This is a genomic window from Pantoea sp. MBLJ3 (genome assembly GCF_000816655.1).
In the GTDB taxonomy this organism is placed as follows: Bacteria; Pseudomonadota; Gammaproteobacteria; order Enterobacterales; family Enterobacteriaceae; genus Pantoea; species Pantoea eucalypti.
The window spans coordinates 925,446-936,626 of sequence record NZ_JSUT01000005.1 but is presented as its reverse complement, the minus strand read 5'-3'; the positions used below and the strand labels follow the sequence as shown (position 1 = coordinate 936,626).

11 protein-coding genes and 1 pseudogene are annotated in these 11,181 nt (G+C 52.0%); 5 read left to right on the top strand and 7 right to left on the bottom strand.

All coding sequences use genetic code 11. The features are described from left to right. Position 1 precedes the first annotated feature (1 nt). The 3 genes and pseudogenes from NP77_RS10740 to NP77_RS10730 form a co-directional block, all read right to left on the bottom strand. On the bottom strand, positions 2 to 1,333 hold the full coding sequence (locus tag NP77_RS10740) for a site-specific integrase (protein ID WP_039660099.1): 1,332 nt from the start codon (positions 1,331 to 1,333) through the stop codon (positions 2 to 4). 81 nt (positions 1,334 to 1,414) lie between these two features. Then, positions 1,415 to 1,732: pseudogene (locus NP77_RS10735) on the bottom strand (toprim domain-containing protein); the annotation flags it as partial. A gap of 191 nt (positions 1,733 to 1,923) precedes the next feature. Beyond that, the gene (locus tag NP77_RS10730) at positions 1,924 to 2,475 is read right to left on the bottom strand and encodes an NAD(P)H nitroreductase (RefSeq protein WP_039660095.1); all 552 of its coding nucleotides are present in this window, start codon (positions 2,473 to 2,475) and stop codon (positions 1,924 to 1,926) included. 173 nt (positions 2,476 to 2,648) lie between these two features. Here NP77_RS10730 and sppA point away from each other — a divergent pair, with 173 nt between their 5' ends. The 3 genes from sppA to pncA all read left to right on the top strand — a co-directional run bounded on the left by sppA (position 2,649) and on the right by pncA (position 6,235). Then, on the top strand, positions 2,649 to 4,511 hold the full coding sequence (sppA, locus tag NP77_RS10725; protein ID WP_039660093.1) for a signal peptide peptidase SppA: 1,863 nt from the start codon (positions 2,649 to 2,651) through the stop codon (positions 4,509 to 4,511). Between the two features lie 85 nt (positions 4,512 to 4,596). Continuing rightward, on the top strand, positions 4,597 to 5,610 hold the full coding sequence (gene ansA, locus NP77_RS10720) for an asparaginase (RefSeq protein ID WP_008925303.1): 1,014 nt from the start codon (positions 4,597 to 4,599) through the stop codon (positions 5,608 to 5,610). Between the two features lie 16 nt (positions 5,611 to 5,626). Beyond that, positions 5,627 to 6,235, top strand: a complete 609-nt coding sequence (pncA, locus tag NP77_RS10715; protein WP_003852752.1) for a bifunctional nicotinamidase/pyrazinamidase — start codon at positions 5,627 to 5,629, stop codon at positions 6,233 to 6,235. 39 nt (positions 6,236 to 6,274) lie between these two features. Here pncA and NP77_RS10710 read toward each other — a convergent pair whose 3' ends face one another. Next, positions 6,275 to 6,556 (bottom strand): YeaC family protein, encoded by a 282-nt coding sequence (locus tag NP77_RS10710; protein ID WP_003852750.1) that lies wholly within the window; start codon positions 6,554 to 6,556, stop codon positions 6,275 to 6,277. 5 nt (positions 6,557 to 6,561) lie between these two features. Beyond that, positions 6,562 to 6,972 (bottom strand): peptide-methionine (R)-S-oxide reductase MsrB, encoded by a 411-nt coding sequence (msrB, locus tag NP77_RS10705; RefSeq protein WP_003852748.1) that lies wholly within the window; start codon positions 6,970 to 6,972, stop codon positions 6,562 to 6,564. A 341-nt stretch (positions 6,973 to 7,313) separates the two neighbouring features. Here msrB and gapA point away from each other — a divergent pair, with 341 nt between their 5' ends. Next, entirely contained in the window at positions 7,314 to 8,312 is a 999-nt protein-coding gene (gapA, locus tag NP77_RS10700) for a glyceraldehyde-3-phosphate dehydrogenase (RefSeq protein WP_003852747.1), read from the top strand. Positions 8,313 to 8,385: 73 nt separating this feature from the next. Beyond that, the gene (locus NP77_RS10695; RefSeq protein WP_003852745.1) at positions 8,386 to 9,285 is read left to right on the top strand and encodes a D-hexose-6-phosphate mutarotase; all 900 of its coding nucleotides are present in this window, start codon (positions 8,386 to 8,388) and stop codon (positions 9,283 to 9,285) included. Here the strand turns inward: NP77_RS10695 and NP77_RS10690 are convergent. Both NP77_RS10690 and NP77_RS10685 read right to left on the bottom strand, forming a co-directional pair. Continuing rightward, positions 9,282 to 10,133 (bottom strand): aldo/keto reductase, encoded by an 852-nt coding sequence (locus NP77_RS10690; RefSeq protein WP_003852742.1) that lies wholly within the window; start codon positions 10,131 to 10,133, stop codon positions 9,282 to 9,284. The two genes, NP77_RS10695 and NP77_RS10690, sit on opposite strands and share 4 nt — an antisense overlap. An 81-nt stretch (positions 10,134 to 10,214) precedes the next feature. Continuing rightward, entirely contained in the window at positions 10,215 to 10,964 is a 750-nt protein-coding gene (locus NP77_RS10685) for a MipA/OmpV family protein (RefSeq protein WP_003852740.1), read from the bottom strand. Positions 10,965 to 11,181: the final 217 nt, after the last annotated feature.

The following is an 11,181-nucleotide window of genomic DNA, read 5'->3' as shown; positions in this document are numbered from 1 at the left end:
ATTATTTACCACTCTTAAGAATAATATTTAATGCTTCCTCATGCACTTCATTAGCCGTCGTTGTTTCTTCCTCACAGAATTTTAGGTAACCCAGTAAGGTCGCTCTACTTTTATGTCCCATTACTGATTGCAGGTAATCAAGCGCTTTTCCCTCCTTTAGCCCAGCATTCAATAATTCTTTCAGCCTTTCGACTGCATAGGTTGAACGTAAATTATGAAACTTATGACTAAAATTGGGTAACTCTTTTCTAACTGAATTTCTTATTTCACACCATCTGGCATCCAGTGTTTTAGCGGCATAGGGCTTACCGTTTTGATTTAGCAATAATGGTGGGTTATCTTTATGTTCAGGATAAAGTTCTTGATATCTATTTCTACGTTTAATATATCTGGATGAATTAATATAATCATACAGGGTCTGCATTAATTCAGCGTGGACCTCAGCAGTACGTATTGTCCCATTTTTGGTTTCAGTACCTTGCCGGGGATCAAGCAGTAAACCCTCAGTATTGATAAGATATTTTTTCTTGAGCTGTTCAGCATCTGGCTTATAAATCTCTTTTGCTCTGAGCGTTATAATTTCAGACCTTCTCAGGCCAGAATATCGACCCAGCTCGATGGCAAGTTTGCATTCCTCAGACAGGGGAACCTCACTCCCCTTACCTGCACTATTTGAAATGCCTATGCCACGGATTTTGTATACTGACTCGACGACCTGCCATTCTTTACTGCTTAATGGAATAAGTTTCCGTGATAACCCAAAATGGCGAGTATCACTAGGTAGTTTCAATCTTAAATCCGTAGTATCAACATGAATAAAATGACTTCTCATATATTCATGAGATGAATTTCTATTTAACCGCACCACTTCATATTTAAAGGGAGGATAAGCAAAAAAGTGATCGCGAGCCAGATAGAATTTATAAAAATTAATCACTGATCCCATATAGCTGTTAGCAGTACTACGTGCCAATTCACCCTGTTTGAACATTTCTCGCAAATGCTTACGGAATGCATAGGTGGGACGTAGCCTGATAGATATCGGCATCTCATCCCATGACATGCCAATATCACTAAGAAAGGTAAAATAATGCAGTAAAGCCTGAGCCTGGGTATTGACCTCTTTTTTACGCAAATTAGCTTTTAAATGAATTAACCAATTATTGGCGACTCTGATACTGCTTCCATTTTCCATAAATAATAATGGGATCTTGCCTAAATGCTGGCCTGTACCTTCAAAGCGTACCGATAATTCGCCTGTATCGGTATCAGTTTCCCTTCTGATTTCTTGATCAACAACTAAGTCAGGAAGTTCCCAAAGTACGATGCTCATACGTGTACCTGCTGGATTATTTCATAAGTTCATAGATTATTGACGTAACAATCCAATTCAATGAGAACATCGTAACAGTACCCGATCCGGGTCACCGGCATGCACCACTTCGCTCGCCTGCGCCAGCAATCCCTCAACCACTTTCAGCTGCTTCGCGACCGAGGGACGAGGTTTAAGCTGCCACTTTTCCGGAATGATCGGCAGATCGGCCAGCGACCAGCGCGCATAACGGCTGTCATAACTGTCGGGTTGTGCCTGCTCCAGAAGATGGCCTACGCACCAGGTGACGATCTGATCGTTGCCGCAGGCAATGAAGCCATCACCGCGTCGATGCGGTTTCGGTAATACATCCGCGATAGCACGCCCAAGGCTCGGTTTTTCCGCAATAAACAAACGCATTGAATCAGGTAATCCTTAACATCAGGGGAACACGTTGATAACCGGTTATTCGCTGTCGGTTTGCATCTCGCGGGCTATGTTAGCCTGGCTGCTCTTCTGGCGTAAGCGTGATACGCGGTGTTAGCGATCGTTCGCACAGGAACCGTGCAAAAGGCAGGGCTGAAGAGCACCCTGCCCGAACCCGCAGACAATCAGAAGTAACGGACGAAAGGCGCAGTGTCTGGCGGGAGCACAGTAGTGCTGGATTTCAGTTGCGGGGTGCCCAGATAGAGGAAGCCGACGATAGCATCCTGCTCGCGGCAGCCAAAGGCATGGCGTACCTGCTCGTCATCGGTCCAGGCACCACTGCGCCAGATACCGTTGAAGCCCTGGGCCACGGCCGCCATCTGCATCGCCATCACGGCACAGCTTGCTGAGGCGATCTGTTCCCAGCGCGGCACTTTATGGTGCTCTTCGCAATGCGCCACTACCGTGATGATCATCGGCGCGCGAAACGGTGCCTGGCTCGCTTTGTTAATCGCCTTTTCATCCAGCTGATTATCGCGTGCTGCTTTCTCCAGCAGCTGGCTCATCCGGTCGCGTCCCTCATTTTCTACAATGATAAAACGCCAGGGCTGCAGCGTCCCATGATCCGGTGCGCGCATGCCAGCCCGCAGAATGTTTTCCAGCGCGTCACCTGCCGGTGCCGGCTCGGTCAGGCGTGAGGCCGAACGTCGGTTGACCAGTAATTCAAGTGCGTCCATGTTTCTCTCCCGATCTCTGTAATGTGGCCGTTATCCTGGCACAGGCAGATTTTTTGTAACAGTGCACAGTGATTTCCTGCTGACTTTTAACACGCCGCTCTTTAGGATGAGCTCGTCGGGGAAGTCTGGTCCGCGCGGCGGCCACTTCCTGCTACATATTTATGGAGAGTCTGATGCGCACATTGTGGCGAATAATTGCAGGTCTGTTCCGCTGGAGCTGGCGGGTATTGAATTTTATCAGGGAATTTATTCTGAATATTTTCCTGATTTTGTTGATTGTGGTGTGTGCAGGGATCTGGCTGCAGGTCAGCGGATCGGGCGGAAGTTCAGCGCCGGTTCAGCAAGGCGCACTGAAAGTCGATCTCAGCGGCGTACTGGTGGATAAACCCTCGGTGAGCAATCGTCTGAGTAAAATCGGCCGCCAGCTGCTGGGTGCCAGCAGTGACCGCCTACAGGAAAATTCGTTGTTTGATGTGGTCGACGCGATTCGCCAGGCAAAAGGCGACAGCAACATTAAAGGCATCGTGCTGGATTTACGCGAATTTGCCGGCGGTGATCAGCCTTCGCTGCAATATGTCGGAAAAGCATTACGGGAATTCCGTGACAGCGGCAAGCCGATTTATGCACTGGGCGACAGCTACAGCCAGGCGCAGTACTACCTTGCCAGCTACGCCACTAAAATCTATCTGTCGCCGCAGGGCGGCGTGGATCTGCATGGTTTCGCCACCAACGGGCTTTACTACAAAACGCTGCTGGATAAGCTGAAAGTCACCTCACACGTTTTCCGTGTCGGGACTTATAAATCCGCGGTAGAACCGTTCCTGCGTGACGATATGTCCCCTGCTGCACGTGATGCTGACAGCCGCTGGGTCGGTCAGCTGTGGCAGAATTACCTGAACACCGTGGCGGCCAATCGTCAGATTACGCCTGAGCAACTCTTCCCGGGCGCAGCGGCAATCATTGCCGGATTGAACGCGGTGAAAGGCGATACCGCGCAATATGCACTGGACAATAAGCTGGTTGATACGCTGGGTTCCCGTGCAGCAGCGGATGAAGAACTGATAAAGACCTTTGGTCTGGATAAGCAGAGCAATGATTATCGCAGCGTCAGCATTTATGACTACAGCGTGAAACCGGCTGGCTCTCAGCAGGAGGGCAACATCGCCGTCGTCATGGCCAGCGGAGCCATCATGGATGGCGAAGAGACGCCGGGCAACGTCGGCGGCGACACCACGGCAGCTCAGATTCGCGATGCGCGTCTTGATCCGAAAATCAAAGCGATCATTCTGCGGGTAAACAGCCCGGGCGGCAGCGTCACGGCTTCTGAAGCCATTCGTGAAGAGCTGGCAGCGGCTCAGGCCGCGGGCAAGCCGATCGTGGTTTCAATGGGCGGTATGGCGGCATCCGGTGGTTACTGGATCTCAACACCCGCCAGCTACATCGTGGCGAACCCGAGCACGCTAACCGGCTCGATTGGTATCTTTGGCGTGATCAATACGCTGGAGAACAGCCTGGACAGCATTGGCGTGCACACAGATGGTGTCGCGACCTCCCCGCTGGCGGATATCTCTACCACCAAAGCGTTGCCAGCCGAAGTTCAGCAGATGATGCAGCTGACCATCGAAAATGGCTACCGCAACTTTGTGGGTCTGGTGGCGAAGTCGCGTCACAAAACACCAGAGCAGATTGATGCCATTGCCCAGGGCCACGTCTGGACCGGCAGCGATGCAAAAGCCAATGGTCTGGTTGATGCGCTGGGTGACTTTGATGATGCCGTGAAGAAAGCAGGCGAGCTGGCGAAAGTCGATAAACCTATGCTGAGCTGGTATCAGGATGACCCGAGCTTCCTGGATATGATGCTGAGCCAGATGAACGCGTCTGTGCAGGCAGTATTGCCGGATACGCTGAAAGCCTGGCTGCCAGCGCCGATGCTGGATGTGATGAGTGCCATGAAAGCCCAGCCGGGTCTGTTTGATAAGCAAAACGATCCTCAGAACCGTTACGCCTTCTGCCTGAACTGCGGCGAAGTGCGATAAACCTCTCAGCCCGGCCGCTGGTCGGGCTGCTTTTCCCCGCTATTCCCCTTATACTGCGCGTTTTATGGCGAGTCTGAGTTCTCTGATGCAAAAGAAAAATATCTATGTAGCCTACACTGGCGGGACAATCGGTATGCAACGCTCGGCGCAGGGCTATATTCCGGTCTCCGGACACCTGCAGCAGCAGCTGGCAAACATGCCCGAGTTCCACCGCCCTGAGATGCCTGATTTCACTATTCACGAATATCAGCCGCTGATCGACTCTTCCGACATGACACCGGAAGACTGGCAGTCTATTGCCGAAGATATTCGCCAAAATTACGATCGCTACGATGGTTTTGTGATTTTGCATGGCACGGACACCATGGCGTTTACCGCTTCAGCCCTCTCTTTTATGCTGGAAAATCTGGCTAAGCCGGTAATTGTGACCGGGTCGCAGATTCCACTGGCTGAGCTGCGCTCAGATGGCCAGCAAAATCTGTTAAATTCGCTTTATGTCGCGGCTAACTATCCGATCAGCGAAGTATCACTGTTTTTTAATAACACCCTTTATCGCGGCAACCGTACGACCAAGGCCCACGCTGACGGCTTTAATGCCTTTGCTTCGCCAAACCTTTCTGCGCTGCTGGAAGCGGGCATTCATATTCGCCGCCTCAATACGCCACCCGCCCCGTCCGGTCAGGGCGAGCTCAGGGTCCACACGATTACGCCTCAGCCTATTGGTGTGGTCACCATCTATCCTGGGATTTCAGCAGACGTTGTGCGCAACTTCCTGCGTCAGCCGGTGAAAGCGTTGATCCTGCGTTCTTACGGCGTGGGTAACGCACCGCAAAACAAAGAATTCCTTGCTGAACTGCAGCAGGCCAGCGAGCGCGGCATCGTGGTGGTGAACCTCACTCAGTGTATTTCTGGCAAAGTGAATATGGGCGGATACGCTACCGGCAATGCACTGGAACATGCTGGCGTAATCAGCGGATTCGACCTCACTGTAGAAGCAGCATTGACCAAATTACACTTTTTACTCAGCCAGGATCTGTCGGCCGATCAAATCCGTGCAAGAATGCAGCAGAATCTGCGCGGTGAACTGACTGAAGACTGAAACGGAGCGACAAATAATGAAGCGGGCACTCATCATTATTGATATCCAGAACGATTTTTGCCCAGGCGGCCCAATGGCCGTTCATGAGGGTGATCACACTGTCGAGGTGGCAAATCGTTACGCACGCATGTTCCGTGAAAACGGTGAGTGCGTTCTGGCCCTGCAGGACTGGCACCCGGCCGATCACGGCAGTTTTGCCTCGATCTCAGGCGAACCGGTTTACACCCTGGGCGAATTAAATGGTCTGGCGCAGATCTGGTGGCCCGATCACGGTATTCAGGGCTCAGCGGGCGCAGATTTTCATCCCGGTCTGGATCGCTCGCTGTTTGATGCGACATTCCACAAAGGCGAAGATCATGATGTCGACAGCTACAGCGCCTTTTTTGACAACGGTCATCGCCGTAAAACCGAACTGGACAGCTGGCTGCGTGAGCGTGGCATTACCCATCTGGTGATGCTGGGGCTGGCGACGGACTACTGCGTGAAATATAGCGTACTGGATGCGCTGGAGCTGGGGTATCACGTTGAGGTGGTCAAAGAGGGTTGCCGCGGAGTGAATCTGAATCCAGAGGACAGTGAGATCGCCTTCGCACAGATGACCGCTCAGGGCGCTATTTTGATTTAAAGATAGAGCTGGCTCGACGCCAGCTCTATTTCGTGCAGATTAGTGCAGATGAATCCGTGTTACATCCGGGTCGATGCCGAACTCTTCTTTCAGTTCTTTTTTCGACTTCATCACCATCTCGCCACCTTTACCGATGGTCATATGCTGTGGCGCGTCGTTGTGCCTTGCCTGCCACATCATTACCAGTTGCAGGCAGTTGTCACGCTGCTCCTGAGTCAGCGCCACACCATCCGGCCACTTACCAATCTCAACCGCCGTCGCCAGCCGCTGATAAACTTCAGGTGTCATTGACGCAAGCATTGCTTCAAGTTGTTCCTTCATTGCCGTTACCCTTTGGTCTGTTCACCCTGCTCGTCGGTAAAATTCAATGAGGCGGAGTTAACACAGTAGCGTTCGCCAGTCGGTTGCGGGCCATCGGGGAAGACGTGCCCCAGATGCGCATCACAACTGCCACAGCGGATCTCAACACGCTGCATGCCATGTGAATTATCTTCGATGTAACGAATCGCATCATCACTTACTGGCTGATAAAAACTGGGCCAGCCACAGCCAGAATCATACTTGGTCTCAGAGAGAAAGAGTGGCGCCTCACAGACCAGGCAGTGGTAGATCCCTTCCTGCTTGTTGTGGAGCAGTGCGCCGCTGTAAGGCGGTTCCGTTCCGCGCTGCTGTGTCACATAACGCTGCATCTCTGTCAGCTCGGCGATTTTTGCGTCGGTTGCGGTGTCTTTAGCCATTTTAGGATTCCGGGGAAGTGCCATTCTGAAAAATTCGACTATTATTCTAACAAATGATCAACATAACCCGGGTCTTTTTTTGTGCTCACCCTTTCAGCCCGTCTGCTGCTAAGCGGATTTGTGACTTCGATCACCTTTTGTTTCGGGCATCCCTATATATTCGGCGATTGAATCGACGAAGCGCTATATGATGAGCGGCGCGCAAGCGGTTGCGCATCGAATAATTCCTTTCAGGCGAATTGACCTGTCGCAACAATTGACACGATTCCGCTTGACGCCTGGTAAGGTTTTTGTAATTTTACAGGCAACTTTTATTCACTAACCAATAGCTGGTGGAATATATGACTATCAAAGTAGGTATCAATGGTTTCGGCCGTATCGGTCGCATCGTTTTCCGTGCTGCTCAAAAGCGTTCTGACATCGAAATCGTTGCTATCAACGACCTGCTGGACGCGGATTACATGGCGTACATGCTGAAGTATGACTCTACTCACGGTCGTTTCGACGGCACCGTAGAAGTTCAGGATGGCGCACTGGTGGTTAACGGTAAAAAAATCCGTGTTACTGCTGAACGTGATCCAGCGAACCTGAAGTGGGATGAAGTGGGCGTTGACGTTGTTGCTGAAGCAACCGGTATCTTCCTGACCGACGAAACCGCACGTAAACACATCACCGCGGGTGCTAAGAAAGTCGTTCTGACCGGTCCATCTAAAGATGACACCCCAATGTTTGTTCGTGGTGCAAACTTCGACAAATATGATGGCCAGGATATCGTTTCTAACGCTTCCTGTACCACCAACTGCCTGGCACCACTGGCCAAAGTGATCAACGACAAGTTCGGCATCGTTGAAGGTCTGATGACCACTGTTCACGCGACCACTGCAACCCAGAAAACCGTTGATGGTCCATCTCACAAAGACTGGCGCGGCGGCCGCGGCGCATCGCAGAACATCATCCCTTCATCAACTGGCGCAGCGAAAGCCGTTGGTAAAGTTCTGCCAGAGCTGAACGGCAAACTGACCGGTATGGCATTCCGCGTCCCTACCCCTAACGTTTCCGTTGTTGACCTGACCGTGCGTCTGGAAAAAGCGGCGTCTTACAAAGAAATCTGTGCTGCAATCAAAGCAGCTGCAGAAGGCGAAATGAAAGACGTTCTGGGCTATGTTGAAGATGACGTGGTTTCTACCGACTTCAACGGCGAAATCCTGACTTCAGTGTTTGACGCTAAAGCCGGTATCGCGCTGAACGACAACTTTGTGAAACTGGTTTCCTGGTACGACAACGAAACTGGCTACTCAAACAAAGTTCTCGACCTGATTGCACTGGTTTCTGCTAAATAAGGCAGCCAGACAGCATTGAGAATAAGGGCGACTTCGGTCGCCCTTTTTTTATCCGTACAGGAAGGAAGCGAACATGCAAGATAAGCTGTTTACTCTGCCGGTGGTTAATCAGATTTCCCCTTACCTCACCCAGCGTCAGGTAGGTGAACTCCCGGCGATTGTCATCAGTCACCCTAAGGTTCGGGCTGCGATCACCCTGCAGGGCGCGCACCTGATCGCCTGGCAGCCAAGCGGTGAGAAGCCGGTGCTCTGGCTGAGCGATAAGAGTCTCTTCTCACCAGGCAAAGCAATTCGTGGCGGTGTCCCCATCTGCTGGCCGTGGTTTGGTCCGGCAGGCGAACCGGCACACGGTTTTGCCCGGATTCAGCCGTGGAAGCTGACTGCGCATGATGAGAATGAAGATGGCGTGATGCTGACGCTGGTGCTGGAGAGCAATGCACAGACGCTGAAGCTCTGGCCGCATGAGTTTACCCTGATTGCCCGCTTCCGCCTGGGCCAGCATTGTGAGATCGAACTTGAAGCCTACGGTGACTTCGAAGCGACAGCAGCGCTGCACAGCTACTTCACCGTCAGCGACATCAACGGCGTTGAGGTTTCCGGTCTGGGCAATAGTTTTATCGACAAGGTGAATAACGGCGAGGCTGGCAGCAGCGACGGTAAGCAACGTTATCCGGGACGCATTGACCGTATCTTTACCGCCGCAGAAGATTGCTCGGTGATCAATGATACGGCGGATCAACGGCAGATTGAGGTTTATCACCATCACCACAGTGACGTTGTCACGTGGAATCCAGGTGTGGAACTCTCCTGCAGCATGTCGGACATGGCGAATGAGGGTTATAAAACCATGGTCTGCGTGGAGACGGCGCGCATCAGTAAACCGTTACGCAGCGCAGGTGAGAAGCCAGCACGCCTGGCCACGACTTTCCGCCTGAAGAAGAAAGCCGCAGCGGGCGACAAGGTCAGCGGCTAAACGATATCCAGCGGTAACTTATGCTGTGGTGCTGGCCAGGCACGATCGATGAGCTGCAACTCTTCATCGGTCAGGACGACCTCCAGTGCCGCAGCATTTTCCTGAACGTGAACGACTGAGCTGGCTTTGGGAATGGCAATCACCCCAGGCTGACGAATGACCCAGGCCAGCAGAAGCTGCGCGACGCTGATGCCCTTCTGCTGTGCAATCTGCGTCAGTACCGGGTCGGTAAAGAGTGAGTCACGCAGCCTTCCTGCCTGTGCCAGCGGACAGTAGGCCATTATCGGCATCTCACGCTGCTGACATGCCGGCAAAAGATCAAATTCAATACCGCGTGACGCCAGATGATAGAGCACCTGATTGGTCGTACACTGACTTCCTTCCGGTTCATCCCACAGTTCTGCCATATCCTCTGTGTCAAAATTCGAGACGCCCCAGTGACGGATCTTGCCCTGCTGCTGCAGGCGTTCCATGGCCCGCAGGGTCTCTTCCAGTGGAACATTACCGCGCCAGTGCAACAGGTAAAGGTCAAGATAATCGGTCTGCAGACGGCGCAGGCTGCGCTCACAGGCTTCAATAGCATCCACTTCGCCTGCATTCCACGGATAGACTTTTGATACCAGCAGCGCCTTGTCGCGACGCCCCAGCATGGCCTGCCCGACCACCTCTTCGGCTCCGCCGTCGGCGTACATTTCGGCGGTATCAATCAATTGCAAACCACATTCAATACCTGCCTGCAGTGCAGCGATTTCAGCGGAACGCTGCGCCGGATTCTCGCCCATGTACCAGGTGCCCTGGCCAATGACCGGCAGATTGTTGAAGTCAGCAAAGTTAATCGTGTTGCGCATTCTGCTCTCCCGCCCCCTTTCGGGGCCCTGTAAAAGAACAGAGGGCAATAGATGCCCTCTTTTGGTGCGAATGAAGCGTTATCAGAAGGTGTAGCTGATACCCGTCCAGATTAACGCCTGCCCGCTTTTATCAATCATTGGGCTGTCTTTGATTTCGCTGTCAAAGCGCGTGTAGCGTCCTGTGAGGCTGGCATTCCACTGCGGAGAAATCTGATAGCTGGCATTCAGCTCAACGTAAGGGGACCAGCTGTCATCAGGGGTATAGCGACTGATACCGGTCCGGGCGCTTTCATGGCCGGATACACCGTAGTAGTAACGGTTTTGATTGGCGCTGTTCCAGATAGCACCAATGCCCGGAGTAAGACTGAAGTCGCCCATCTCAAAGCGATATAGGTAGGTTAAATCCCACATCATCCCGTTGCTGTTGTTCAGCACATCGCCCAGTAATGAAGTACGGACGATACCCCAGTCAGCAACGTGACGATACGTTGCGCCACCCATCAGCGTCATACGGCGTTTATCCAGCCCTTTCATGTCGCCCAGGTCATTCTCACTGGGTTTGTACTCCTGCGGTGAACCCAGCAGCGTCAGCGACAGCTGGTTCTGGGGATCTTTCCACAGATAGTAGCCACCCTGCAGGCTGCGGAACCAGAAGTCTTCACCCTCATAGTTGATCACCGGAAGGGGGATATAGCGATCCTGACCGCCGCGATAAGGTGACTGGGCATAGAGTACCGACGCACCAAGAGAAAGCGGTGCGGCAAAGGCCTGCGAGCTCAGTAAATAACACGGCAGAAGTGCAACAAGCGTCTTAAATTTGAATTGGTTCACAATTTATTCATTCCATAAATATAACAATCAAACAGGAAGTCTAACGTTTTTTTACGGCTGCATTAACTTATATCGAATTCCTTTAAGTTACTCACCAATCAAAGTGGCATTTAAGGTTAAAAACACGTTAAGTTAAAGCATCACCCATATGAACTCATCTCACGACAAACCTGAATTACTCTTGATCTCCCCCTCATTCACCTAAACCCGTGGAGGA